At 63.2% G+C, this 26208-nt stretch carries 25 protein-coding genes; 11 read left to right on the top strand and 14 right to left on the bottom strand.

Annotated elements, in window-relative coordinates:
• Nucleotides 1–2 precede the first annotated feature (2 nt).
• From KHO53_RS04430 to KHO53_RS04385, 10 genes are all read right to left on the bottom strand, one after another.
• Nucleotides 3–1118 (bottom strand): succinylglutamate desuccinylase/aspartoacylase family protein, encoded by a 1116-nt coding sequence (locus KHO53_RS04430; protein ID WP_010221058.1) that lies wholly within the window; start codon nt 1116–1118, stop codon nt 3–5.
• Between the two features lie 7 nt (nt 1119–1125).
• The gene (locus KHO53_RS04425) at nt 1126–1836 is read right to left on the bottom strand and encodes an ABC transporter permease (RefSeq protein ID WP_010221059.1); all 711 of its coding nucleotides are present in this window, start codon (nt 1834–1836) and stop codon (nt 1126–1128) included.
• Complete coding sequence (locus tag KHO53_RS04420; protein ID WP_010221060.1) at nt 1833–2561, bottom strand: ABC transporter permease; 729 nt, start codon at nt 2559–2561, stop codon at nt 1833–1835. The genes KHO53_RS04425 and KHO53_RS04420 overlap by 4 nt, the downstream gene beginning before the upstream one ends.
• A gap of 63 nt (nt 2562–2624) precedes the next feature.
• Entirely contained in the window at nt 2625–3407 is a 783-nt protein-coding gene (locus KHO53_RS04415; RefSeq protein ID WP_010221061.1) for a transporter substrate-binding domain-containing protein, read from the bottom strand.
• Nucleotides 3408–3584: 177 nt separating this feature from the next.
• Nucleotides 3585–5621, bottom strand: coding sequence for a c-type cytochrome (locus tag KHO53_RS04410; protein WP_100782842.1), 2037 nt, complete (start codon nt 5619–5621; stop codon nt 3585–3587).
• 192 nt (nt 5622–5813) lie between these two features.
• A complete protein-coding gene (locus KHO53_RS04405; protein ID WP_100782843.1) occupies nt 5814–8255 on the bottom strand; it encodes a penicillin acylase family protein in 2442 nt (813 codons plus the stop codon).
• Nucleotides 8256–8433: 178 nt separating this feature from the next.
• The gene (locus KHO53_RS04400) at nt 8434–8634 is read right to left on the bottom strand and encodes an SEC-C metal-binding domain-containing protein (protein WP_010221064.1); all 201 of its coding nucleotides are present in this window, start codon (nt 8632–8634) and stop codon (nt 8434–8436) included.
• A gap of 6 nt (nt 8635–8640) precedes the next feature.
• Nucleotides 8641–9111, bottom strand: coding sequence for an LEA/WHy family protein (locus KHO53_RS04395; protein ID WP_010221065.1), 471 nt, complete (start codon nt 9109–9111; stop codon nt 8641–8643).
• A 5-nt stretch (nt 9112–9116) separates the two neighbouring features.
• A complete protein-coding gene (locus tag KHO53_RS04390; protein WP_010221066.1) occupies nt 9117–9593 on the bottom strand; it encodes a YchJ family protein in 477 nt (158 codons plus the stop codon).
• A gap of 4 nt (nt 9594–9597) precedes the next feature.
• Nucleotides 9598–10092 carry a DUF6231 family protein gene (locus KHO53_RS04385; protein WP_026001193.1) on the bottom strand — a complete coding sequence of 165 codons (495 nt, stop codon included), beginning with the start codon at nt 10090–10092 and terminating at the stop codon, nt 9598–9600.
• A 160-nt stretch (nt 10093–10252) separates the two neighbouring features.
• Between KHO53_RS04385 and KHO53_RS04380 the strand changes: the two genes are divergently transcribed.
• From KHO53_RS04380 to KHO53_RS04365, 4 genes are all read left to right on the top strand, one after another.
• On the top strand, nt 10253–10945 hold the full coding sequence (locus tag KHO53_RS04380) for a PA1041 family peptidoglycan-binding anchor lipoprotein (RefSeq protein ID WP_010221068.1): 693 nt from the start codon (nt 10253–10255) through the stop codon (nt 10943–10945).
• 97 nt (nt 10946–11042) lie between these two features.
• Nucleotides 11043–11762 (top strand): PA1041 family peptidoglycan-binding anchor lipoprotein, encoded by a 720-nt coding sequence (locus tag KHO53_RS04375; protein ID WP_010221069.1) that lies wholly within the window; start codon nt 11043–11045, stop codon nt 11760–11762.
• 97 nt (nt 11763–11859) lie between these two features.
• Nucleotides 11860–12135: a DUF1145 domain-containing protein gene (locus KHO53_RS04370; protein ID WP_010221070.1), complete on the top strand. Its 276-nt coding sequence runs from the start codon at nt 11860–11862 to the stop codon at nt 12133–12135.
• Nucleotides 12128–12886: a hypothetical protein gene (locus KHO53_RS04365; protein ID WP_010221071.1), complete on the top strand. Its 759-nt coding sequence runs from the start codon at nt 12128–12130 to the stop codon at nt 12884–12886. The genes KHO53_RS04370 and KHO53_RS04365 overlap by 8 nt, the downstream gene beginning before the upstream one ends.
• A 71-nt stretch (nt 12887–12957) precedes the next feature.
• Here KHO53_RS04365 and KHO53_RS04360 read toward each other — a convergent pair whose 3' ends face one another.
• A complete protein-coding gene (locus KHO53_RS04360; RefSeq protein ID WP_010221072.1) occupies nt 12958–13416 on the bottom strand; it encodes a CopD family protein in 459 nt (152 codons plus the stop codon).
• Between the two features lie 96 nt (nt 13417–13512).
• On the opposite strand from KHO53_RS04360, the gene dinG reads away from it, so the two are divergent.
• From dinG to pdxH, 5 genes are all read left to right on the top strand, one after another.
• Entirely contained in the window at nt 13513–15657 is a 2145-nt protein-coding gene (gene dinG / locus KHO53_RS04355; protein ID WP_010221073.1) for an ATP-dependent DNA helicase DinG, read from the top strand.
• 79 nt (nt 15658–15736) lie between these two features.
• On the top strand, nt 15737–17995 hold the full coding sequence (locus tag KHO53_RS04350) for a beta-galactosidase (protein ID WP_213570027.1): 2259 nt from the start codon (nt 15737–15739) through the stop codon (nt 17993–17995).
• Between the two features lie 107 nt (nt 17996–18102).
• A complete protein-coding gene (locus KHO53_RS04345) occupies nt 18103–19248 on the top strand; it encodes an EstA family serine hydrolase (RefSeq protein WP_010221075.1) in 1146 nt (381 codons plus the stop codon).
• Nucleotides 19249–19347: 99 nt separating this feature from the next.
• A complete protein-coding gene (locus KHO53_RS04340) occupies nt 19348–20328 on the top strand; it encodes an OmpA family protein (protein WP_213570026.1) in 981 nt (326 codons plus the stop codon).
• An 18-nt stretch (nt 20329–20346) separates the two neighbouring features.
• Nucleotides 20347–20994: a pyridoxamine 5'-phosphate oxidase gene (gene pdxH, locus KHO53_RS04335; protein ID WP_010221077.1), complete on the top strand. Its 648-nt coding sequence runs from the start codon at nt 20347–20349 to the stop codon at nt 20992–20994.
• Here pdxH and KHO53_RS04330 read toward each other — a convergent pair.
• A complete protein-coding gene (locus tag KHO53_RS04330; RefSeq protein WP_010221078.1) occupies nt 20991–21227 on the bottom strand; it encodes a hypothetical protein in 237 nt (78 codons plus the stop codon). The genes pdxH and KHO53_RS04330 overlap by 4 nt on opposite strands.
• Before the next feature lie 147 nt (nt 21228–21374).
• Here KHO53_RS04330 and KHO53_RS04325 point away from each other — a divergent pair, with 147 nt between their 5' ends.
• Nucleotides 21375–21839: an outer membrane lipoprotein gene (locus tag KHO53_RS04325; protein WP_010221079.1), complete on the top strand. Its 465-nt coding sequence runs from the start codon at nt 21375–21377 to the stop codon at nt 21837–21839.
• 68 nt (nt 21840–21907) lie between these two features.
• Here the strand turns inward: KHO53_RS04325 and nhaA are convergent, their stop codons facing one another.
• Nucleotides 21908–23089 carry a Na+/H+ antiporter NhaA gene (gene nhaA, locus KHO53_RS04320; RefSeq protein ID WP_010221080.1) on the bottom strand — a complete coding sequence of 394 codons (1182 nt, stop codon included), beginning with the start codon at nt 23087–23089 and terminating at the stop codon, nt 21908–21910.
• A gap of 223 nt (nt 23090–23312) precedes the next feature.
• On the opposite strand from nhaA, the gene KHO53_RS04315 reads away from it, so the two are divergent.
• The gene (locus tag KHO53_RS04315; protein WP_036996634.1) at nt 23313–24407 is read left to right on the top strand and encodes a PLP-dependent cysteine synthase family protein; all 1095 of its coding nucleotides are present in this window, start codon (nt 23313–23315) and stop codon (nt 24405–24407) included.
• A gap of 114 nt (nt 24408–24521) precedes the next feature.
• Here KHO53_RS04315 and KHO53_RS04310 read toward each other — a convergent pair whose 3' ends face one another.
• Nucleotides 24522–26135 carry an NAD(P)/FAD-dependent oxidoreductase gene (locus KHO53_RS04310; protein ID WP_213570025.1) on the bottom strand — a complete coding sequence of 538 codons (1614 nt, stop codon included), beginning with the start codon at nt 26133–26135 and terminating at the stop codon, nt 24522–24524.
• Nucleotides 26136–26208: the final 73 nt, after the last annotated feature.

Here is a 26208-nt window from a genome sequence, read left to right as displayed (position 1 = left end):
GTTCAAGGCGACAACAGGTAGCCGCTGCGATAGGCCTGGTTGCCTGCCACATGGGCAACGACCATACCGGCGGTGGCCATGCGCCGCAGCGAGCGGGCATAAAGCAGGCCGGGCTGGGTATTGCGCACCGGGGTTACCCGGTCGCTGAGCGGATCGATGACTTCAGCGATCAGCTCATTGGCTTGCAGGTACTGGCCCGGTTTGGCGTGAAACACCAGCAAGCCGCCCAGGGGCGTCGCCACAGGCTCCACACCGGCCAGCGGCGTTGCCGGGTAGCTCAGGGCGGGCAGGGCGGCGGGCTCGCCTTCAATGGCGCCGTAGCGGGTCAGGTAATCGAGGATTGCTGCGCAGTCCTGTTCCGCCAGTGGATGGCTGACATCGCCCTGGCCACGCAATTCGACGGTCACCGAGAAGCTGCCCTGGGGGATCGGGAACTGCTTGGCGAAACGCTGCTGCAATTGCCACCAGACCAGGGTAAAGCACTCATCGAAGGACTGGCCGCCCGAGTCGGTGGCCAGCAGGCTGGCCTGGGCTCCCAGGTAACGTGACAACGGCTCGACCTGTGGCCAGGCCTCCGGGGTGGTGTACAGGTGTGCCACGGCCTCGAAATCGCAGTGCAGGTCGAGCACCATCTCGGCATCGCAGGCCAGGCGTTGCAGGGTCAGGCGCTGGGATTGCAGCGGGGTGTGGGCGACATGGGCGTCCAGGGCGCGGCGCAGGCTTTCGCGAATCAGCGCGATGTTGTGCTGCGGGTCCTGGCTCAGGTGATCGGCGACCTGGTCGCCGACCTGGTCGCTCAGGTCGACGAAGTGGCGGTTGAAGTTTTCCCCGCTCTGCAGCTCATAACGGCCCAATGGCACATCCATCAGCACCTGTTCCAGGCCCACCGGGTTGGCAATCGGCACCAGCACGATCTCGCGGCGCAGCAAGCCCTGGTCCTCAAGCTCAGCCAGGCGTTGCTTGAGGTGCCAGGCCACCAGCATGCCGGGCAGTTCATCGGCGTGCAGCGAGGCCTGAATGTAGATCTTGCCGGCTTGCGGGGGGCCGAAGTGGAAGCTGTGGATCTGCCGGGCAATGCCTGGAACCGGCGCCAGAATGTCGTGAGTCGAGTGATGCATATCAGTCCTAGTGTGTCGGTCCTAGAAAAGCCAGCCAGCGACGTTCGGCGAGGCGGAACAAGCCTACCAGGGCGAAGGTCACGCACAGGTAGATGGCCGCAGCGATGCTGAACGACTGAAAAGTCAGAAACGTGGCCGAGTTGGCGTCACGGGCGACCTTGAGGATGTCCGGCACGGTGGCGGTGAAGGCCACTGTGGTGGAATGCAGCATCAGGATCACTTCGTTGCTGTAGTAGGGCAGCGAGCGGCGCAGCGCCGACGGCATGATGATATAAGCATAAAGTCTCCAGCCGCGCAGGCCGTAGGCCTTGGCTGCCTCGACTTCACCATGGTTCATGCTGCGGATCGCCCCGGCGAAAATCTCCGTGGTGTAGGCGCAGGTGTTGAGGGCAAAGGCGAGGATGGTGCAGTTCATCGCGTCGCGAAAGAAGCTGTCGAGCAGCGGTTGGGCGCGCACCGCTTCCAGGCTGTAGATCCCCGTGTAGCAGATCAGCAACTGGATATACAACGGCGTGCCGCGAAACAGGTAGGTGTAGAACTGGACCGGCCAGCGAATCCAGAAGCGCGGCGACACCCGGGCTATCGACAGCGGGATCGACACCACGAAACCGATGGCCAGCGATGCGGTCAGCAGCCACATGGTCATGGCCAGGCCAGTGATGTGGGTGCCGTCGGTGTAGAGGAAGGCGCGCCAGTATTCCTGCAAGAGTTCGATCATCGGATGGCCTCCCGGGTGCCGACGTTATAGCGCCGTTCCAGCCAGCGCAGGGCGACGTTCGAGGCGCTGGTGATCAACAGATAGATGAAGGCGGCGACCACCAGGAAGTAGAACAGCTGGTAGCTGCTCTTGCCGGCGTCCTGGGCGGCCTTGACCAGGTCGGCCAGGCCGATGATCGACACCAGGGCGGTGGCCTTGAGCATCACCATCCAGTTGTTGCCGATGCCTGGCAGGGCGAAGCGCATCATTTGCGGAAAGACCACGAAGCGGAAACGTTGCAGGCGTTTGAGCCCATAGGCGGTGGCTGCTTCGACCTGGCCGCGGGGCACGGCGAGGATGGCGCCGCGGAAGGTCTCGGTGAAATAGGCGCCGTAGATGAAGCCCAGGGTGATGACCCCGGCGGCGAATGGATCGATCTCGATGTATTCCCATTCCATGGTGTCGGTCAGGGTGGTCAGCCAGGTTTGCAGGCTGTAGAAAATCAGCAGCATCAGCACCAGGTCGGGCACGCCGCGAATCAGCGTGGTGTAGGCCTGGGCGATCAGGCGTAGCGGGCGCACTGGCGAGAGTTTGGCACTGGCACCGAGCAGGCCCAGGCCAACGCTGACCAGCAGCGACATGAAGGACAGTTTGATGGTCATCCAGGTGCCCTGCAGCAGCAAGGGGCCGAAACCCTTCAAGCTGAATGCCGAGAGCCCCAGAAATTGCAGCAGGTCTTCGAACATGAACCGAACCTATGCCAGTAGACGCGAACAGGTGGGAACCGGCGTGGCCGGTTCCCACATGGGTTATTTGCCGCTGTAGAGGTTCAGGTCACCGAAGTGTTTTTTCTGGATTTGGGCATAGGTGCCGTCGTCGTGTAACGCTTTGATACCTTTGTCCAGGAGCGCCTTGAGCTCAGTGTTACCTTTTTTGATACCGATGGCGGTCTTGGATGGCAGCAATTCGCTGTCGACCGGCTCGCTGACTTCGTAGTCGGCGCCTTTGGGCGACTTGAGAAAGCCCAGCTCAGCCTGGAGCATGTCCTGGATCGAGGCATCCAGGCGCCCGGAGGTCAGGTCTGCGTAGACCTGGTCCTGGTTCTGGTAGGCCTGGGTCTTGACCCCGGCCTTGTCCAGCACGGCTTTGGCGTAGGCTTCCTGGATAGTGCCCTGCTCGTAGCCGACGGTCTTGCCCTTGAGCGAGGCCGGGTCGGCGGTCAGGCCGGAACCTTTCTTGAACACCAGGCTGGTGGGACCGGAGAACAGCTCATTGGAGAAATCGATGACTTTCTCCCGCGCCGGGGTAACGGTCATCGACGAGATTACACCATCGAACTTGTTGGCCTTGAGCCCTGGAATCATGCCGTCGAAGTCGCTTTCCACCCACTTGCACTTGACCTTGAGCTCAGCACAGATGGCATTGCCCAGGTCGATGTCGAAGCCCACCAGGGTACCGTCGGCGGCCTTCGATTCGAATGGTGCATAAGACGGATCAACGCCGAAGCGCAGCTCCTTGTATTCCTTGGCCAGGGTATTCCCCGCAGCCAGACACAACGCGAGTGCGGAAAGCGTCAGCCATGCTTTTTTCATTGTGTGTCCTTGGATTCGCAAAGTGTTGGGGTGGCACAAAGCCGTTACCGGTCGATGCCAGACAACACAGTGATAGCAAGTTTCACACCATATTCCAGCCGGCCCCCACAATGGATCGGTGTATGCATGATCCTGTGGGAGCTGGCCTTGCCAGCGATGGGCTGTAGCGCGGCGCTTTTAGTAGCGCGCATCCACCGGTTTGCCACCGTTGGGCCAATCCTTGACCTTGTCCGGGAAGTCCGGCCGTGGTTGCTGCGAGAACCAGGCCGCGACATCCACCGCCTCCTGATCACTCAAGCCACCCTGGCCCAATGGGAACTTCTCGTGGAAGCCAATCGGCATGTTGCGTTTGACGAATGCTGCGGCGGTATAGGTGCGGGCCATGCCGGCGCCGATGTTGAACGACTGCTCGCCCCACAGTGGCGGGTACACCAGGCTGCCGTCTTCACGGGCCAGGCCCTCGCCATTGCTGCCATGGCACACCGCACATTGTTCGGCATACACCTGCTTGCCGTTGTCCAGGTCCGGCTTGATCGCGGTATCGATCTTGCCGACCCCGCGTCCGGCCACTTTGTCGCCCGGCAGGGTGTTCATCTTCATCCAGTCGAAGTAAGCCACCATCGCCTGCATATCCGCTGATTGCGGCGGTAGCGGTTTACCATTCATCGAACGACGGAAGCAGCCGTTGATGCGCTCTTCGAGGGTGACTTCCTTGCCCGCCCGCGGTGCGTAGCTGGGGAAGAATGCCGAGACGCCGACAAACGGCGAACCATCGGCCACGGTGCCGGCGTTGAGGTGGCAACTGGTGCAGTTCAGCGCGTTACCGACGTTGTTCGGCAGCAACTCGCGGGTTTGCAGGTGCAGGCGCATGCCACGGATGACCTGGTCGGCGTTGGCGGCAGCCAGCAGGTTGGCCAGGCGCGGGGTTTCAAATGCCGTCGAGTCGGTGGTCTGCGGGTTGAGTTGCTCACGCAGTGTCTTCACCTGCTTGGCAGTGATCGGCGAGCTGTTGTTGCCCCAGCGATTGCGCACGAAACTCAGGATCTCGGCGATCTCTTCATCGGCCAGGCGCGCAAACCCCGGCATGGTGTAGACCCGCGAATGGGTGGCGGTCTGCGCGGTCTCCCAGCCGGTGAGGGTGATGTGCAGCAAGGAGGTCGGATTGGCCGAGGCGATGCTCGGGTTGCCGGCCAATGGCGGGAACAGGCCCTTGACCCCGCGCCCGTCGGGGCGGTGGCAATCGCTGCAGAACTGGGTGTAGCCCAGGCCGCCACGGCTGCTGAACAGGTCATCCGGTGCTGCAGCTGCCAGCGGGATGTCCGGCATCGGCAGGTCGTCCTTGCCCGGCGGCAGGGACTTCAGGTAGCTGGCGATGGCAATCAGGTCGCCATCACTGAAGTGCTGGGTACTGTGATGGATCACGTCGGCCATGTTGCCCGACACCGTGGCGAAGCGGTTCTGCCCGGTCTTGAGCAGTTGCACGGTGTCGTCGACGGTCCACAGGTTGCGCAGGCTCAGGGCGCGCCAGTGCTCAACGGTTTCGCCGGCGAGGAAGTGCTTGCCGCTGCGACCGGCGTCGCTCATGGCTTTTTCCTGGAAGGCGATGCCGCGTGGGGTGTGGCAGGCACCACAATGACCCAGGCCTTGCACCAGGTAGGCACCACGATTGAGCACCTCATCCTTGTTGGGGTCGGGCTCGAAGGGCTGGGTGTCGACGAAGGCGAAGTTCCACAACGACAAGCCCCAGCGCATGTTGAACGGCCAGCTCATGTCCGCTTCCTGGTTGGTCTGGCTGATCGGCGTCACACCGTGCATCAGGTAGGCATAAAGGGCGCGCATGTCCTCTTCGCTCATTTTCGCGTAGGACGGGTAGGGCATTGCCGGGTAGAGGTTGGTACCGTCCGGGGTAACACCTTCGCGCATGGCCTTGTCGAACTGTTCAAAACTGTAGCGGCCGATACCGGTGTCTGGATCGGGGGTGATGTTGCTCGAATAGATGGTGCCCATGGGCGTTTGCAGTTGCAGGCCGCCGGCCATTTGCGGCGCTTGCGGGGCGGTGTGGCAGGCGATGCAGTCGCCCAGTTGGGCGATGTACTTGCCGCGGGCAAGCAGTTCGGGGTCGGCCGCCGCTGCCGGGGGCGGCTCACTGGCGAGTGCACAGAACGACAACACGGTCGTGGCCACCAGGGCCAGACGGGAGAAGGCAGATGCCATTGCATTATTCCTTTAATCACCTGGCGTGGGGTGGTCCCCTGGGCGCAGGGCTGCAATCGTTTTTATGGTTCATCAGGCAGAGGTTGGTAACGAAACCGGCCTCAGTTTCGTTGTAATGGATTTGGTGGCGGGGGCTGTTGATATGGATCAGCGCAGCCGGCATTGCACCGGCTGCGGGTGGTTGTACCGGGGTTACTTGCCCGGCACCAGGGTCAGGCGCTTGCTGCCATAGGCGCGGTCGAAGTTTTGCGGCTGCACCGGCAGGCTCATGTAGCGGCCTTTGAACCAGGCATCCAGGCCGTCGGCAAAGTGCGGGCTGGCCGGGTTGCCGGACTGGCCGCTGCTGCTTTGCAGTTGCAGCGGTTCGACCTGGCCGAAGTCCACCACCATGCGCAGCGACGGTGCCAGTTGCGCGTTGAAGTCCTTGCCCCAGGCGTAGGGCGCCGGGTTCAGGGTACTGTGGTCACCACCGCTGGCCAGCGGGCCGCGGCTGACGGTATCACCCAGGCCGTGGAAGGTCGGTACCGGCCAGCGGTACTGGTGCAGCTTGCCCCATTGCCAGGCGCGGTGGTCATTGCCCAGTTGCGCTTCGCCGGCGCTGACGGCCGCAGCGAGGCTGCGGGCAAGAATGGTCGGTTTGTCTTCTTTTTGCGCGGTTTTCTGATCGTCCCAGAATGGGCTGTCTTCGCGACCGAGCAGGTGGTCGGCCTGGGCCGAATAGGACAACCGGGCATTGCCGACGAACGCCTGCCAGGCCAGGCCGGATTCGGGGCCCAGCTCGTCGAGGAAGGTCAGTTTTGCGCTTTCCTGCAGGAACAGTTCGTACAGGGCGGCATCTGCCGATGTGCTGCTCAGCCGGCCGTCAAAGGCCATCAGCCGGGTGTAAGCCTCACGGGCCCTGGTCCGCTGATCGGCGGGCAGGGCGTCGATTGCCTGCTTCAGGGGCTGGGCCATGCCGGGCGCTTCGAACATCTTTTTCAGCTTGTCGGCAAACAGCGTGGTCTGGTCGTTCTGCATCAGGATCAGGCTGCGGCTGTCATGTTTGCCATTGCCGGCCAGTTGCGCCAGGCGCTCGGCGCGCTCGGGGTAGTACCAGCTGTTGGACAGCTGCATGCCGTAGCCTTTGGGCACACTGCGCTGGTTGGCATTGCCAAGCCAGCCCTGGGGTGGGTCCTGGTCGTAGGGATGGAGCATCGGGTCGGCGTAACCGTCCCAGTCGTAGCGTCCGTCCCAGCCCGGCGACGGCAGCAGGCCCTGGCCTTCGCGGCGGTTGGGGAAGCGTCCGCTGACTTGCCAGCCGATATTGCTGGCGTCGGCAAAGACGAAGTTCAGCGCCGCGGCGCCGATCTCGCGGGTGTTGTCGAACGCGTGCTCGACTTTCTGCGCCCGCGACAGGTTGAAGAAGGCGTCCAGGCTCTGGTCGCCCTTGAACTCGGGCATGCGCAAGGCCAGGCCCAGGCTTGCATTCTGCGGCTGGCCGAGCAGGGTGCCGTGGCGGGTGTCGTACAGGGTCTCACGCAGCGGGCGCTGGCCCTTGATGAAGAAGGTCTCGTTGCGGGCCTGGGCCGGCAGCCATTTGCCGTCGGCCTGGTACATCAAGCGGTTGCCTTCCTTGCGCAGTTTTTCCAGGAACAGGTCCTGGTTGTCGGCCATCACCGCGCTGGCACTCCAGGCCAGCTTGCCGTTGTAGCCGGACAGCACCAGCGGCAGGCCGGCAATCGACACGCCAGCGGCCTGGTACTTGGGCGAGCGGATCTGCACCGGGCTCATGGCCCAGGCACCGAGGGTATCGCTGGCCATCAGGCTCTTGCCGCTGCGGCTGCGCTGCGGGGCAATCGCCCAGTTGCTGGCGCCGGCCGTGCCGAGCAGGTTGAGCGCGGCCAGTTGCTCGCTGGCCGCGGTCAATGGCGCCAGGCCCGCGAGCTGGCTATTCAGGTTAAGGCCTTTGAGCTTGTCGGTTTCGGCCAGGGCCAGGGGCTCGTCAGGATAGCTGGGCAACAGCCAGGCCAGTTTGTCGGTGCCGACTTTCTGCGCCAGGCCCAGGGCTGCGAGTTCTTCCTGCAGGTTGACCGACTGGCTGAAGGTGTACAGGCAGAAGATCAGCGCCGAGTCCTCGGGCTTCCAGTATTCCGGGCGGTAGCCGCTCTGGGCCAAGGGGGCCGGCAGCTTGTCGCGGTAGCGGAACAGGTAGGCGTTGACGCCGCGGGCATACACCTCGAAGAAACGCTTGAGCCGTGGTGAGGCATCGGCATACAGCTGGTTGGCGCTGGCCTTGAGGTTGGCCGCGCGCATCAGGCGGTCGACTTCCAGCACATCGGCGCCGGCCATTTCCGCCAGGCGGCCTTGAGCCAGCAGGCGCATGCCGACCATCTGCCCGATACGGTCGCCGGCGTGGACATAACCCAGGGCGAACAGCGCATCGTGGAAGTTGCTCGATTCGATCAGCGGCATGCCCATGGCGTTGCGGCGCACTGAAACATTCTGCGCCAGGCCCTTGAGCGGCTGCACGCCTGTAGCAGGCAGCACGCTGTCACGCTGGCCGGCCATCTGGCAGCCGCTCAGGCTCAATAGCCCGAGCATCACAGCGGCTACGCCGAACCGGGGGGTAAAAGGGGGAAGGGCTGGCGCGGCCATGATCAGGCTCCTGCAGGGCGTGGCGGTAAAAGGCGCTACGTTAGTGAGCGCGATCACACCATGCAAGCGGGGCGCCGCCTTTATTTTCAGCAGTTGACGAGGCGTCGATCCTGCCGGGAGGGGCTAGCGGCCGCACCTGTGCTGGGCACAAGCGCCGGCCACTGCTACAAGGCCGCTATCAGGCCCCGTGGCACTTCTTGAACTTCTTGCTGCTGCCGCATGGGCACGGATCGTTGCGGCCGACGTCCTTCAGGGCGTTGCGCACCGGCTCCTGGTGGCCGTGGTTGCAGTGCGGGCCGTGTACATGGCCGTGGTCATGGTCGTGATGATCATGATCGTGGTTGCAGTCAGGGCCATGGACATGGGGTTGCTGGGTCATCTTGGGTTACTCCGGAATAAGATCGCCGGGAATTATCTCACCACTGCGCGACAAGTGCAGGTCGCGGGCGAAGAATAATCCGCTGCTCAGTTCACCTTCCAGGCGATAGCGCAGTGGACCTTGGCTGCCTTTGAGCAATTTTGCCAGGGGTTTGACCTGCTGCCAGAGGTTGGTGCGCACCGGGATCTTGAAGGTGCGCCGCGCGTGGGCGCCGACGCTGCGCCAGAGGCTGGCTTCACCTGCGGTCAGCGCCAGGTCGTTGATCAGCACCTTGTAGCTCAGGTAACGGATGAACAGACGGCTGTCGTTGGGGTTGTCGACCTGCACATGGAGCACGAACTCCTGTTGCAGCAGGCGCATCTTTACCGGTTCCACCTTGAGCAGGTGCACCTGCGGGTCTTGATAGTCCGCGTCCAGCCAGCTGGCGCACCCCACCAGTTGCAGGAGCAGAGCGCCAATCAGCAACAGGCGGGCCATCAGGCTCAGCTACCCAGGTAACTGGAGCAGCACTTCTTGAATTTCTGCCCGCTGTTGCACGGGCAGGGGTCGTTGCGCGTGGCCTTGAGGCTGACAGTGGGGTCGATGAAGTACCAGCGGCCCTGGTTCTGTACGAAGGCTGAGCGTTCGCGATGGCAATGCTCGCCGTCGTTGTCGTGCCAGCGGGCGGTGAAGGTTACGAACGCATGTTCAGGCTTGCCGCCGAACACCTCGGCGCTTTCCACCTCAAGGCCCAGCCAGGTGCTTTGCTGGCTCCAGGCCTTGATCGCTTCGCGATCGAGCCCGGCCTGCTGCGCCGGCAGGGTGGTGGCCACCAGGTAGTCGACCAGCCCCAGCACGTAGGCGCTGTAGCGCGAGCGCATCAGGGTCTGCGCGTCGGGGGCGGGAAGCCCTGCGTGATAATGCCCGCAACAGGTATCAAGCAGATCGCCGCTACCGCAGGGACAAACCGAGACACTCATTGCTTCACCACCAGTACTTGCCAAAATTTTCCGGGTTGGCCCAGAACTTGGCATTGAGCCAGTCCGGGACCTGTTTGTATTCATGTAGATCATAGGTGAACAGGTTTAGAACCTGCGCATCCCGTTGGAATTTTTCGCTGGCCTGCAGGGCCAGGGCGAAAAAATCGGTTTCCTGCCAGCCGCAGGCGCTCAGGTCGGCCAGTACCGCCACGCGGCTGGCGTTGAGGTTACGGATACCCCCCAGCAACTGCAGACCGTCACGTTTGGGCAGATGCTCCAGGCAATCGACCAGCAGCGCCAGGTCGAAGCGTTGCGCCGCCAGCTCCCCAGGCAGCGGGCCGGGGCTGGCCACGGCGATCTGCACATGCGGATGGGCCTGGGCGAACGCCTCCAGTGCCGGAAATCGTTCACCTATCAATAGCAGCCGCTGTGGCGCATAGCGATCGAGCAGGGCGGCAAGGGCCTGTTGCGGGGTGCGCTGGGAAAAGCCGTCCATCATCGGGAATCCTCGGTCAGATCGGGCAAGATTAACGGTCTGGCGTCCCTTGGCATAGTGCCGCAGCGCCGCATCATGGCCTATTGCTGGCGGATATCAATGAGGCGGTCTTTACTCCCAGAGCATCGGTTTTGCACCGATTCCCCCTAGGAGATGCAACAAAATGAGCATAGTACGCACAGCATTACCTCTGGTTCTGCTAACCAGCGTGTTGACTGGTTGTGCAGGTTTGCAAAAAACCGACTGGCCGAAGTGTGCTGCCGTCGGGGGTGTAGGCGGCGCAGCCCTGGGCGCCATCGAGAGTTCCAGCTGGGCTGGCTGGGGCGCGTTGCTTGGCGCAGGCATGGCGGCGGGCTATTGCTGGGCCCATGGCGATGGCGACGAAGACGGTGATGGCGTGCCGGACAGCCGCGACAAATGCCCGGGTACCCCGCGTGGGGTACAGGTCGATGCCAACGGTTGTCCGCCAGAGCCCGTGGCCGTGGTCGAAGAAGTGGCCGTGGTCAAGGAAGAGGTCATCGTCATCCGCGATGTTCACTTCGAGTTCGACTCCGCCAAACTGACCGCTGCTGACAAGGAGCGCCTCAATACCATTGCCACGCGCTTGAAAAGCGAAGCGGCGAACGCTCGCTTGAGTGTCACCGGCCATACCGACAGCAAAGGCTCTGATACCTACAACCAGAAACTCTCGGAACGCCGTGCCCATTCGGTCACCGAGTACCTGATCGAGAGCGGTGTGCCACGCGCCAGCTTCGTCTCGGTGCAGGGCGCGGGTGAAACCCAGCCGGTTGCCGACAATGCCACCGCCGAGGGTCGGGCACAGAACCGTCGTACGGAAATTCGTATCGAGCGCTGAAACGCCGACGGACCGCGGCCTGCGGCTTGAGAAGTACTGCAGGCCGGTCTTTACTCCTGTGTGACCGGTAGAGGCCGGTGACACAGGAGCAATTCTCATGAGTGTTCTCTCCAAGGCCACACTGCCGGTCCTTCTGGCCGCAAGCCTGCTCTCCGGTTGCGCGACCCACAGCGATGGCAGCGCCCCACTCAATCAAAGGACCTGGCCTATCTGCAGTCTGCTTGGCGGTCTGGTCGGTGGCGGCCTGGGGGCCATCGAAAGTTCTGCCTGGGCAGCTGGCGCCGGTGCTGCCGGTGCGATTGCCGGCGGCTTGATCTGTTATGCCCAGGATGGTGATGAAGACGAAGACGGGGTGTTCGATCGTCGTGACCGTTGCCCCGACACGCCGGCCAATACCCCGGTCAGCCACACCGGTTGCCCGTCGCCGCAGTACCCGGTGAGCCAGAAGGCGCCGGAGCCTGCAGCCACCTCGCAGGTCATCACCCTCAGCGATCAGGGGGCCGTGATGTTCGCCTCTGATTCGGCGCAGTTGACCAGTGCGGCCCAGCAACAATTGCAGGCGCTGGGCAGCAAGCTCAATGGCGCCAATGTGGTCAGCGTCAAGGTCATCGGCCACACCGATAGCCAAGGCTCCGATGCCTACAACCAGGCACTCTCCGAGCGGCGCGCGAGCAGCGTTGCCGAGTACCTGATCAGTCAGGGGCTGGCACCGTCGAAAGTCACCAGCCAGGGGCGCGGCGAGAGCCAGCCCATCGCCGAAAACGATACCGACGCCGGCCGCGCGCAAAATCGCAGGGTGGAACTGCACCTTAATTGATTGAGCCACTGGCACAAGGAGCGTGTCAGCCGTTACTGTTGCAGGCGATGCCGGCGTGGCTGGTATCGCCACCGAAAAATAACAACGGGGGGCGCCTATGCAAGGCTTACTGGGGCTGGCCAAGGCCCTGACCGTGGTGTTCTGGTGGGTGGTGCTGGTGAATCTGCTGATTCCCCTGGAGCATCCCTTCCACCTGCTGATCAATGCCGCCGGTGCCGCCCTGCTTGGCCTGCATCTGCTGGAAGTGTTGATGTTCAATGGTTGCTTGCGCACGCGCAGCCATCGTTGGTTCGATCGCTTGCAGATCCTGCTGGTGGGTATTTTTCATGTCCTTTCGATTCCTGCACCCCGCAAGGAAGCTGCTCATGCGTAAATTGATCATTCTGGCTGCGTTGTTCAGCCCCCTGGCCCTGGCCGATGCCATTAGCGTGGCGAGCCATTCGGTGCTGCGCTTGCCGAACAAGTCCAGCGTCGTGCATTTGCAGCGCCTGGAGGTTGCGGATTCCGCCACGTTGTTGCTGCCAGCCAGCCTGGTCGACTTCAAAATCGATGAGTTACACCTGGGGCATGACGCGCGGATTGCCATCGTGCCGGCCGACACCACCTTGCAGATCGAGGTGAGTCGGGCCAGTTTGGGCGAGGGTAGCCAGATTGTCGCCCATGGTGCGCCGGGGACCTATGAAAAGGCGGCGAAGGCCGGGCGCAACCTGGCGTTGCAGTTGCATGAACTGCAGGCCTCGACGCTGGCCATTGATGCCCGTGGCGGGGCCGGTGCTCCGGGATACGTCGGGCTCGATGGCGCCAACGGCAAGCCGGGAGGTTGCACCTGGGGCCAGGCCAGCCGCGGGGCCAATGGCGACAATGGCGGCAATGGCCATGACGGCGCGCCTGGTGGCCGGGTACGGCTGGCGCTGCCGGCGGATTTCCCGGCCGAGCGCATTGTGGTTCAGGTCGATGGCGGCGCGCCAGGTGTGGCAGGGGCCGCCGGCAAGCCGGGGGCCGGTGGCGCGAGCAAGGGCTGCCTGGTTTACAGCACCGCTGGCGGTGCCGCGGGCAAGCCGGGTGTGGCAGGCCAGCCAGGTTTGCCCGGGGCGGCTGGGGAGTTGATTCTGCAGCGCCTGTAAAAATACACGCCGACCCTCTGGGAGCCGGCCTTGCCGGCGATGGGCTGCGTAGCAGCCCCCCAGGCTTCAATTCACCACAACACTCCACCCGACAACACCACTGCGATCCCCAGCATCAGGTTGATCCCGACCATCCGGCGAATCCTCGCCATGACCGCCGCGCCCGCAGGCCAGTCTTCGGCCTGCACCGCCTTGCGCAGTTCCGGGTACAGCAACGACTGGATACGAAAGAACAGGGCGAACATCGCAATCGCGCCACCGATCATCACCTGAACATGCCGCGGTGTCGTCTCGAAGCTGGCAAAACGGGTATTGATCATGATCACACCGCTGATCGCCAGCACCGCGATCGCGATCCACACCCACACGAAAAAACGCTGAAACACTTCCACCCACAGGCGCAGACGAGCGGGGCCATCCAGGGCTGCAACCGCCGCAGGGCGCAGGATCAGCCAGGCAAAGAACATCCCCCCGACCCACACCAGGGCGGCCAGAACATGCAGGCTATAAGGAAGGGCAAAGATGGGCATCGGGATCTCCATTCGGCGCAAAGGGCAATAGCGGGGTATGATAGCGACCCAACCGAAACACTGAAAATTTATCCAGCCCTTCGGGCGCCCGACACCATGATCAGCAACGAACTCAAAACCACGATTCAGGGCGCCTATTCGCGTTTTCTCGAAGCCAAGAGCCTCAAGCCCCGCTATGGCCAGCGCCTGATGATTGCCGAAGTGGCCAAGGTGCTCGGCGATATCGACTGCGACGACGAAGGTCGGCGCGTCGGTGAACCGGCTGTGGTCGCGGTCGAGGCCGGCACCGGTACCGGCAAGACGGTGGCCTATAGCCTGGCCTCGATTCCTGCGGCCAAGGCGGCCGGCAAGCGCCTGGTAATCGCCACCGCCACGGTTGCCCTGCAGGAGCAGATCGTCTTCAAGGACCTGCCCGACCTGATGCGCAACAGCGGCCTGAATTTCAGCTTCGCCCTGGCCAAGGGCCGGGGCCGCTACCTGTGCCTGTCGAAACTCGACCTGCTGCTGCAGGAAGGCCAGGCACAGTCGGCCACTGCCCAGCTATTCGAAGAAGAAGGCTTCAAGATCGAAGTCGATGAGGCCAGCCAGAAGCTGTTCACCAGCATGATCGAGAAGCTCGCCGGCAACCGTTGGGATGGCGACCGTGACAGCTGGCCCCAGGCCCTGGAAGACCAGGACTGGGCGCGCCTGACCACCGACCATAGCCAGTGCACCGGCCGCCATTGCCCGAACTTCCAGCAGTGCACCTTCTACAAGGCCCGCGAAGGCATGGGCAAGGTCGATGTGATCGTCACCAACCATGACATGGTCCTGGCTGACCTGGCCCTGGGCGGCGGCGCCGTGCTGCCGGACCCGCGCGACACCATTTATGTGTTCGACGAAGGCCACCACCTGCCCGACAAGGCCATCGGCCACTTCGCCCACTACACCCGTTTGCGCTCGACCGCCGACTGGCTCGAGCAAACCGCCAAGAACCTGACCAAACTGCTGGCCCAGCATCCACTGCCCGGCGACCTGGGCAAACTGATCGAGCAGGTGCCGGAGCTGGCCCGCGAGATCAAGGCCCAGCAACAGTTCATGTTCAGTGCCTGCGAGCAGGTCGCCGATTTCCGCCCCGGCGAAGACATGGAAGGCCGCGAGCGGCCCCGTCATCGCTTCGAAGGCGGGGTGGTCCCCGAGCACATGCGCGAGATGGGCATCGAGCTGAAAAAGGGGTTCTCGCGCCTCAACGACCTGTTCACCCGCCTGACCGAGCTGCTCAAGGAAGGCATGGACGGCGAAGTCAACATCGGCATCGCCAGCCATCAGGCCGAGGAGTGGTACCCGTTGTTCGGCAGCCTGTTGATGCGTGCCCAGGGCAACTGGGAACTGTGGACCGCCTTCACCGCCGAGGACCCGGAAGACAGCCCGCCCATGGCCCGCTGGTTGACCCTGGCGGAAAGCGGCGCGCTGTTCGACATCGAGGTCAATGCCAGCCCGATCCTCGCCGCCGAAATGCTCCGGCGCAACCTGTGGAGCGTCGCCCATGGCGCCCTGGTGACCTCGGCCACCCTCACTGCGCTGGGCAAGTTCGATCGTTTCCGCATGCGTGCCGGGCTGCCCAAGACTGCGGTCACCAGCGTCGTGCCGAGCCCCTTCCACCACACCGATGCCGGCGTGCTGCGGGTGCCGGACCTGCGCGCCGACCCGCGCGATGCCGCCGCCCACACTGCGGCGATCATCCGCGACCTGCCGGAGCTGGTGGAAGGTTCGCGCGGTTCGCTGGTGCTGTTTTCTTCGCGCAAGCAGATGCAGGACGTGTTCGACGGCCTGGACCGCGACTGGCGCAAGCAGGTGTTCATCCAGGGCAACCTGTCCAAGCAGGAAACCCTCAACAAGCACAAGGCGCGGGTCGATGGCGGTGATTCCAGCGTGCTGTTCGGCCTGGCCAGTTTCGCCGAAGGCGTCGACCTGCCGGGCGCCTATTGCGAGCACGTGGTGATTGCCAAGATTCCGTTCGCGGTGCCGGATGATCCGGTCGAGGCAGCCCTGGCCGAATGGATCGAGGCCCGGGGCGGCAATCCGTTCATGGAAATCGCCGTGCCGGATGCCTCGCTGCGGCTGATCCAGGCCTGCGGGCGCCTGCTGCGCACCGAAGAGGATCGCGGCACCATCACCCTGCTTGATCGGCGCGTGGTCACCCAGCGCTACGGCAAGGCTATTCTCAATGCGTTGCCACCGTTTCGCAGAGAAATTTCCTGAAACCCGGAGCGCAATGCTCCGGGCGTTGTCTATCACTCAGTTCAAGGCCCTATGGGCCCTCAAGGAGAGCTCCAGCCCTATGATTCGCCGTACCTTGCCTGCCGTATTCGCACTGTTGTTCAGCACGCCGCTGCTGGCCGGGCAACAGACGCTGTTCAGCTTCGTTCGCCCGGCCGCGGTGGTCAATGTGGTGACCGAAGATGCCAGCCTGCCGCAGTACAACGCAGAGCAGACGGCCGAGGGCGAGGTGCTGCGCCGGGTGGTGTTCAACCCGGTGCAACAGCCCAAACTGCGCCTGACTCCGCAGTCCGGTGCCTGGGACTGGTCCAGTGCCACGGCCATGACCTTGCGTCTGCAAAGCGCCATGGACTGGGCGCTGACCGTCGATGTGACGGTACAGAGCAGCGATGGCAAGACCCTCACCAGCCGCATCGATCTGCCGGCGGGCCCGGCGCAAACCGTCTATGTGCCGCTCAAGGCCAGCTCGCCCCTGAGCCAGGGCATGCGTGCCGGGCCGCCGATGCCCTGGGTGCATGAGGGCCAGCGGGTGTTGCTGACCAGCAGCGCCGGCGAGGTCGACCTCAAGCAGGTGGTATCGGTGACCTTGTCGATGAACAAGCCCAATGTCGCCCAGAGCATCCTCATCGAGCGCGTCGGCACTCAGGATGACGACCAGTTGCAGAAGGCCGTGTACTCCGGCTTGATCGATGGCTATGGCCAGTCCACCCGCGGCCGCTGGCCGGAGAAGATTGTCAGCGACGATCAGCTCAAGGCCGCCGCCAGCCGTGAGCAGCAGCAGCTCAAGGGCTGGCTGGGAGAGCGCAGCAAGCTCAAGCTGGACAAGTTCGGCGGCATCAACGAGGGGCCGGCGTTCGAGGCCAAGGGCTTCTTCCGTACTGAAAAACGCGAGGGCCGCTGGTACCTGGTGACGCCGCAAGGGCACCCGTTCTACTCCCTGGGCGTCAACACCGTGGCCGCCGACGGCGGTCGCACTTACGTCGCCGGGCGCGAAGCCATGTTCAGCGCACTGCCGCAACCGGGTGAAGCGCTGGCGCAGTTCTACGGCGAGGGCAACAACAACGACGGCAACGGCTCGGCCCGTGGCCGCAATTTCAACCAGGGGCGCTGGTTCGACTTCTATGCCGCCAATATCGAGCGCAGCCATGGCACACCGTGCACGCCGGTGGCAGCCAGCGACAAGGCCCCGGCGGTTGAATGCCCGGTAGCCAGCTTCGACAAGCAACGCTGGCAGGGGCATACCCTCGATCGCCTGCAGGCCTGGGGCTTCAATACCCTGGGCAACTGGAGCGAGCCGACGCTGGGCCAGGCCAGCCGCATGCCCTACACCTTGCCGCTGTCGATCGTCGGTGACTACGCCAGTATCAGCACCGGCATGGACTGGTGGGGCGGCATGCCCGACCCGTTCGACCCACGCTTTGCCATGGCCACCGAGCGTGCGGTGGCGATTGCCGCCCGCGACCACCGCGACGACCCTTGGCTGATCGGTTATTTCGCCGACAACGAACTGGCCTGGGCCGCCCCCGGGGATGACCCCAAGGCCCGTTACGCCCTGGCCTATGGCACTTTGCGCCTGACTACCGACGTGCCGGCCAAGCGCGCCTTCCTCAAGCAGCTGCGCGACAAATACCGCAACCAGGCTGGCCTGTCCAAGGCCTGGGGCATTGACTTGCCGGCCTGGGAGCTGATGGAAGACCCAGGCTTCGAACCGCCGCTGCCAAGCCCTGAGCACCCGGAGATCGAGGCCGACTTCAAGTACTTCCAGAAGGTCTTCGCCGAAACCTATTTCAAGACCATTGCAGACTCGCTGAAATGGCATGCGCCCAATCACCTGTTGCTCGGTGGCCGCTATGCCGTGAGCACCCCGGAAGCGGTCGCCGCTTGTGCCGAGTACTGCGACGTCATCAGCTTCAACTTCTACACGCCCAAACCGCAGGACGGTTACGACTTCAGCCAGCTCAAGGCGCTGGACAAGCCGGTGCTGGTCTCCGAGTTCCAGTTCGGCTCCCGTGATCGCGGCCCGTTCTGGCCGGGGCCGATGGAAGTGGCCAAGGAAGAAGGCAGGGCGCCAGCCTATGCCGGCTTCGTCAAGGCCGCTGTGGATGAGCCGTCGATCGTCGGCGTGCACTGGTTCCAATACCTCGACCAGCCGGCCAGCGGGCGTCTGCTCGATGGCGAGAATGGTCACTTCGGCCTGGTGGGCATTACCGATGTGCCGTTCCAGGGCTTTGTCGACGGTGTGCGCAAAAGCAACCTGCAGGCTCAGGAGCAGATCGGTAAAACCTTCGTCGCCACGCAGAAAATGCCCAAGGCCCCCTGACAGCAGCCGTCTGGCGTGGACCGCCCGGCTTCTGTCTGTTCCCAAATCGTGCGCAGACTGAAACAATGCACACCCTATTGAGAAGCCGGTTTTGCGGGAGTTGCTGGGTGCAGATTCAGGGTCATTACGAGCTTAAGTTCGAAGCAGTGCGTGAAGCCTTTGCGGCGCTGTTCGACGATCCTCAGGAGCGTGGCGCAGCGCTGTGCATCCAGGTCGGTGGCGAGACCGTCATCGACCTCTGGGCCGGTAGCGCCGACAAGGACGGGGCCGAGGCCTGGCACAGCGACACCATCGCCAACCTGTTTTCCTGCACCAAGATGTTCACCGCCGTGACGGCCCTGCAGTTGGTCGGCGAGGGCAAGCTGGCCCTGGACGCGCCTGTGGCGCGTTACTGGCCGGAATTCGCCCAGGCCGACAAGCAATCGATCACCCTGCGCCAGTTGCTCAGCCATCGCGCCGGCGTACCGGCCTTGCGCGAGTTGATGCCGGCCGAAGCCTTCTATGACTGGCAAACCATGGTCCAGGCGCTGGCTGGCGAATCACCCTGGTGGACGCCCGGCACCGCCCACGGTTATGCGGCCATCACCTTTGGCTGGTTGATCGGCGAGTTGATCCGCCGGGCAGATGGCCGCGAGCCAGGCGAGTCGATCGTCGCGCGCACCGCCAGGCCGCTGGGTCTGGACTTTCATATCGGCCTGGCCGAAGAAGAATTCCATCGAGTCGCGCACATCGCCCGCGGCAAAGGCAACATGGGCGATGAAGCGGCCCAGCGCCTGCTCCAGGTAACCCTGCGTGAGCCACAGGCCCTGTCGACCCGGGCCTTCACCAACCCGCCAGGCATGCTCACCAGTACCAACAAGCCAGAGTGGCGCCGGATGCAGCAACCGGCGGCCAATGGCCATGGCAATGCCCGCAGCCTTGCTGGTTTCTATGCTGGCCTGCTGGATGGCAGCCTGCTGGAGTCGGAACTGCTGGATGAACTGACGCGGGAGCACAGCCTCGGCCAGGACCGCACCTTGTTGACCCAGACCCGTTTTGGCCTGGGCTGTATGCTCGATCAGCCACGCGTGGCAAACGCTACCTTTGGTCTGGGCGCGCGCGCCTTCGGCCATCCGGGGGCGGGCGGCTCGGTGGGCTTTGCCGACCCGGAACATGATGTTTCCTTTGGTTTTGTTACCAATACCCTGGGCCCTTATGTGCTCATGGACCCTCGGGCGCAGAAGCTGGTGCGGGTATTGGCCAGCTGCCTTTGATCGGTTGACCCCGGTGTGGCCTGAACCCTTTGGCTATTCTGAAATCCAAAGCCCTGCATTGCTGGGCCAAATTTCTTTCATTTTCATGGTGTATCGCTGATGTCTTCGCATAAATCCTTAGCTCTCGCCCTGTGCCTGGCTGTCACCGGCTGCGCGCAGCATCCTCAGAAACACGGGGCCGCTGATGTCGGTTTCAACTGGTGGCCATTTGGCTCGGACCAGGTCGTCGACAAGGAAGTTAAGGACGTGGTAACTGAAAAAGTGGCCAAGGCCGACGCCAAGTCGGACAGCTCCAGCCGCTGGTGGTGGCCGTTTGGCGAGAACGACAAGAGCAAGGTCGCTGCCGTGCCGAAAATCGACCGCAAGGCGACCCAGGCCTGGCTGGACAGTTACGAGCCGAAGCTGCGCGAAGCCATCAAGGACAGCAAGTTCGAAGTCGAACGCCGTGAAGACGTGTTGGTCGTGACAGTGCCGGTCGACAGCTCCTACAACCCGGACCGTCCGGCCATGCTCCTGCCGGTCACCCTTGGCCCGATCACCCGTGTGGCCAAGGCCATCGAGACCGACAAGCAGACCGCAGTGCTGGTCCTCGGCCATGCCGATAGCAGTGGGGTCGCGGCAGCCAATACCAAGCTCAGCCAGGAGCGCGCCCAGTCGGTGGCCGCCATTTTCCGTCTCAGCGGCCTGGAACGTGATCGCCTGATGCTGCGTGGCATGGGCTCGCAAATGCCGCGCGCGGCCAACGACAGCCTCGAAGGCCGCTCGCTGAACCGCCGCGTCGAGCTGGTGCTGACGCCGCAGAACACCATGGTTGCCTTGCTGGCCAAGTACAAGCAGCCGACCCCGACCCCGGCCGAACTGGTTGCCGTGCAGGATGCCAAAGCCCCAGCCAAGGTCGCGGCTAAGCCGGCTGCCAAGCCTGCGGCCAAGGCCCCGGCGAAAAAAGCCACTGCAGCCAAGAAAGCCGCACCAGCCAAGACCGCGGCCAAGAAGCCTGTCGCCAAGCCAGCAGCGAAAAAGGCTGCGGCACCGGCGGCGAAAAAAGTCGCTGCCAACACCAGCCCTGCGAAGACCAACTGATCGTCAAGGAACGCAGTAATGACCCAATCCCTGGCCGATATGCGCCGCGATTACACCCGTGATGGCCTGACCGAAGCCTTGGCTCCGGAGCAGCCGTTCGCGTTGTTTCGTCAGTGGTTCGATGACGCCCTGAAAACCGAGCAACCGCCGGTAGAAGCCAATGCCATGACCCTGGCAACGGTGGATGGCGATGGTCGTCCGCATTGCCGGATCGTTTTGCTCAAAGGCCTGGATGAGCAAGGTTTTACCTTCTTCACCAACTATGAAAGCGCCAAGGGCCAGCAATTGCTGGTCAATCCCTTTGCGGCCATGACGTTCTTCTGGCCGGCGCTGGAGCGTCAGGTGCGCATCGAGGGCCGGGTGGTCAAGGTCAGCCAGCAGGAATCGGACGAGTACTATCAGGTGCGCCCGCTGGGCAGCCGCCTGGGGGCCTGGGCTTCTCCGCAGAGTCAGGTGATTGCCGACCGTGCCGAGCTCGAAGGCCTGGTAAAGGCCACCGAGCAGCGCTTTAGCGACAACCAGCCGCATTGCCCGGAGCACTGGGGCGGCTATCGCCTGTTGCCCGAGCGTATCGAGTTCTGGCAGGGGCGTGCCAGCCGCCTGCACGACCGCCTCAATTACCGCTTGCAGCAGGGCAACTGGCTGCGTGAGCGCCTCGCGCCTTAATCGGCCTGGTAACCGGCGGCCTCGCGCTCCAGCCAGGCCGCCAGTTCACTGCGTTTGACCTTTTGCGCCTTGGCGCTGTCCAGACGTTGTAGCATGAAGACCTTCTTGCCTTCGTCTTCGCCTGCCAGTGACAAGGCCAGGTCACGGTCCATCCAGCGCTTGATGCGAACGTAGATCCACCAGTGGAAGTAAAGGCCTGCCACGGTGGTGATGACGACGATGAAGTAATCCATGTCTATCCTTGCGCTAGAAGTTTCTACAGGCTGCCCCGATAGAACAGGCTGTACGGAAGCTGAATGGAAGCAATTTTACCGCGCATCTGTCGTGACAGTCGTCAATGCGCGGAGTCTAATGGGCATCTGTCTTACGGAGATCATCCAATGCGTAAATCTGTTCTGCTGGTGGCAAGCTTCACCACAATGTCGCTGTTGCTTGGCGGTTGTGCCTCGAGCCTGACCGGCGATTCGTACTCCCGTGATGAAGCGCGCCGTGTGCAGACCGTGCGCATGGGCACCATCGAGTCGCTGCGGCCGGTGAAAATCGAAGGTACCAAAACCCCGATCGGCGGTGGCGCCGGTGCAATCGTTGGCGGCGTCGCCGGTAGTGCGGTGGGTGGCGGTCGCGGCAGTATCGTTGCCGCCGTGATCGGTGCCGTGGCCGGCGGCCTGGCAGGTTCTGCGGCCGAAGAAGGCCTGACCCGTACCCAGGGCGTGGAAATCACCGTGCGTGAAGACGACGGCAGCATGCGTGCCTACGTACAGGCGGTGCAACAGAACGAGATTTTCCGCGTCGGTGAGCGTGTGCGGATCATGACCGTCGACGGTACCAGCCGGGTTACTCACTGAAGTTGTGAACCGGCCATTAAAAACCCCGACTCGGCAGCGCCGGTCGGGGTTTTTTGTTGCCTTGAGTTTCAGGCCACGGCGGGCTTGCGACTCGACAGCGCGGTGATGCCATAGCCGATCAGTGCGGCGAGGATGGAACCGGTGAGGATCCCCATGCGGTCCATGCCGGCGTACTCGCTGCTGCCCGGGACGAAGGCCAGGGAGCCGACAAACAGGCTCATGGTAAAGCCGATGCCGCAGAGAATCGCGACCCCAAGCACCTGGCCCCAATTGGCGCCTGCGGGCAACGCAGCCATGCCTGCCTTGATCATCACCCAGGCGAAGCCGAATACCCCGAGGGTCTTGCCCACCAGCAGGCCGACGGCGATGCCCATGGGTACGTGATGGGTAAAGCTTTCAAGGCTGACGCCCGCCAGCGACACACCGGCGTTGGCAAAGGCAAACAACGGCAGGATGCCATAGGCGACCCAAGGGTGCAGGGCATGCTCCAGGCTCAGCAGCGGGGAGGGCTCGGCGTTTTTCGTGCGCAGCGGGATGCACAGCGCCAGGGTGACCCCGGCCAGGGTGGCATGCACACCGCTCTTGAGCACGCAGACCCAGAGGATCAGGCCGACCACCATGTACGGGCCGAGCTTGACCACCCCCAGCCGGTTCATCGCGATCAGCACCAGCAGGCAGGCCGCCGCCAGGCCCAGCGACAGGCTCGACAACGTGCCGGAGTAGAACAGGGCGATGACGATGATCGCGCCCAGATCGTCGATGATCGCCAGGGTCATCAAAAACAGCTTGAGCGAAACCGGTACGCGCTTGCCCAGCAGGGCCAGCACGCCGAGGGCGAAGGCGATGTCGGTGGCCATGGGGATGGCCCAGCCAGCCACGGCGGCCGGGTTGTCCTTGTTGAGGAACCAGTAGATCAGTGCCGGTACCACCATGCCGCCGATGGCGGCAGCGCCGGGCAGGACGATCTGCGAGGGCTTGGAGAGGTGGCCGTCGACCACCTCGCGCTTGACCTCAAGGCCGATCAGCAGGAAGAACAAGGCCATCAGGCCGTCGTTGATCCACAACAGCAAGGGTTTGGCAATTTTCAGGGCGCCAATCTGGGCGACCACCGGAACATCCAGCAGGCCGTTGTACAAGTAAGACAGCGGCGAATTGTTGATGATCAGGGCCAGGGCGGCTGCAGCAATCAGTAATAGACCGCTGGCAGCTTCCAACTGAAAGAAACGTGTGAAAGTGCTACGCAGGGGCAAGGGCGCTCTCCATCCTGAAGGTTCTGATAGGGGCACACCCTACCCTGTGGTGATATTCTTTAAAACAAAAACTATATTCTTTTTTGTTATATGCTGTAACCAACTCACGCCCTGCAGCCTAGCAGTTGCAGTCGATAATTCACCGTGGCTGTATCTTTAGTAGTTATCGGAATTTTCCTAACATGTTCTGTTGAACTTCGACTTTTTTGCCCGAGAATCGACCATGACCGATCACCGCCAGTGGGCCCGTGAAGCCATCCGCATTATTGAGGCGGACTTCCAGCGCAGCGCCGATACCCACCTTATCCCGTTGCCCCTGCCAGGCTTTCCCGAGGTCGAGCTGTATTTCAAGGATGAGTCGAGCCACCCCACCGGTAGCCTCAAGCACCGGCTGGCGCGGTCGTTGTTTCTGTATGCCTTGTGCAATGGCTGGTTGCGCCCGGGGGCGCCGGTGATCGAGGCGTCCAGCGGCTCGACAGCAATCTCCGAAGCTTACTTTGCGCGCTTGCTCGGGCTGCCTTTCATTGCCGTGGTACCTGCCAGCACATCGCAGGAGAAGATCGCCCAGATTGCCTTCTACGGTGGCCAGAGCCATCTGGTGCAGGATCCGACGCAGATCTACGCCGAGTCCGAGCGTCTGGCCCGGGAACGTGGCGGGCACTTCATGGACCAGTTCACCTATGCCGAACGCGCTACCGATTGGCGGGCCAACAACAACATCGCCGAATCGATCTTTGCCCAGATGCGTTTCGAGCAGTTCCCCGAGCCGAGCTGGCTGATCTCCAGCCCGGGTACGGGCGGCACCACCGCCACGTTGGGCCGCTACGTGCGCTATCGCCAGCATGCTACCCGGGTACTGTGCGCCGATGCCGAGCGCTCGGTATTTTTCGACAGCTACAGGACCGGTGACCGTTCCCTGCGCCTGGACTGCGGATCACGTATTGAAGGCATCGGCCGGCCACGGGTGGAGGCTTCGTTTTTGCCACAAGTGATCGATGCCATGGTCAAGGTGCCGGACGCCCTGTCACTGGCGGCCATGCATTACCTGGCGCAGCGCCTGGGCCGACGGGTCGGCGGTTCGAGCGGCACCAACCTGATTGGCGCCCTGGCGGCGGCGCAGCAGATGCGCGCAGCAGGGGAGGCCGGCTCGATCGTGGCAATACTGTGTGATGGCGGCGATCGCTATGCCACCACTTACTATGACCAGGAATGGTTGAGCGGGCAGGGGTATCAGTTGGAGGGCTTGATTGAGGCGGTGCAGGCGTGTGTCGAGCGCGGTGAGGCGTTGCCGGCGTCGGTATTGCGCGAGGGTGTTTGAAGGGCGGGCTGCCTTGCAGCCCATCGCTGGCAAGGCCAGCTCCCACAAGGTCCGCTGCGACTCAGACCCCTGTGGGAGCCGGCGTTGCCGGCGATTACTGTGTTGCGGTATGAATCAGGCCTGCAAGCCCAGCATACTGCGCGCCACCGCTTCAGCAATGCGAATCCCGTCAACACCCGCCGACAGGATCCCGCCGGCATAACCTGCGCCTTCACCCGCTGGGAACAGGCCCTTGAGGTTCAGGCTCTGCATGCTGGCATCGCGGGTGATGCGCAGCGGCGATGAGGTGCGGGTTTCGATACCGGTCAGCACCGCGTCAGGCAGGTTGTAGCCCTTGATCTGCCGATCGAAGGCCGGCAACGCTTCACGAATCGCCTCGATGGCAAAATCAGGCAGGCTCGGTGCCAGGTCGCCAAGGCTGATGCCAGGCTTGTACGAAGGCTCGACACTGCCAATAGCCGTGGAGGGTCGCCCGGCGACAAAGTCACCGACCAGTTGCGCCGGCGCCTGGTAGTTGCTGCCCCCCAGCAAATACGCGTGGGCTTCGAGCTTTTCCTGCAGCTCGATACCGGCCAGCGGGCCGCCTGGATAATCTTGCTCAGGGGTGATGCCAACGACGATACCGGAGTTGGCATTGCGCTCGTTACGCGAGTACTGGCTCATGCCGTTGGTCACGACTCGGCCCGGCTCGCTGGTAGCAGCAACCACGGTGCCACCCGGGCACATGCAGAAGCTGTAGACCGAACGGCCGTTCTTGGCGTGGTGCACCAGCTTGTAGTCGGCAGCGCCCAGTTTCGGGTGGCCGGCGTACTTGCCCAGGCGCGCCTGGTCGATCAGCGATTGCGGGTGCTCGATACGAAAGCCGATCGAGAACGGCTTGGCCTCCATGAACACGCCACGGGCATGCAGCATGCGGAAAGTGTCACGGGCACTGTGGCCCAGGGCCAGGACCACGTGGCGCGAGTGCAGCTGTTCGCCGCTTGCCAGCACCACGCCGTTGAGCTGGCCGTCGTCCATCAGCAGGTCGGTGACCTTTTGCTCGAAGCGCACTTCGCCGCCCAACGCCTGGATCTCGTGGCGCATGTTCTCAACCATGCCGGTCAGGCGGAAGGTACCGATGTGCGGCTTGCTGACGTAGAGAATCTCATCCGGCGCACCGGCTTTGACGAACTCGTGCAGCACCTTGCGGCCGTGGTGCTGCGGGTCCTTGATCTGGCTGTACAGCTTGCCGTCGGAGAAGGTTCCGGCGCCGCCTTCGCCGAACTGCACGTTCGACTCGGGGTTGAGCACGCTTTTGCGCCACAGGCCCCAGGTGTCCTTGGTGCGCTGGCGGACTTCCTTGCCGCGCTCGAGGATGATCGGCTTGAAGCCCATCTGCGCCAACAGCAGGCCGGCGAAAATCCCGCACGGGCCGAAGCCGACGACGATGGGGCGCTCCTGCAGGTCGGCAGGGGCCTGGCCAACCACTTTGTAGCTGACATCCGGGGCGACATTGACGTTGTGATCGTCGGCGAACTTTTGCAGCAGTTCGGCTTCGTTGCTCGCTTGCAGGTCGATGGTGTAGATGAACAGCAGCTCGCTGTTCTTCTTGCGCGCATCGTAGCTGCGCTTGAACAGGGTGAAGTCCAGCAGTTGCTCGTCGCTGATCCCCAAGCGTTGCACGATGGCCTCGCGCAGGGCTTCATCAGGATGATCCAGCGGCAGCTTCAGTTCGGTGATTCGTAACATGGCAGGGTCCAGTATCCCGGCCATGAACGGCCGGCGGCTTTACACAAACCGCCAAGTATAAGCTGTTCGCCGC

The organism is Pseudomonas sp. RC2C2 (assembly GCF_018390435.1).
Lineage (GTDB): Bacteria > Pseudomonadota > Gammaproteobacteria > Pseudomonadales > Pseudomonadaceae > Aquipseudomonas > Aquipseudomonas donghuensis.
Note: the sequence above shows the minus strand (reverse complement) of the source record. Positions and strands in the feature narration are given on the sequence as shown.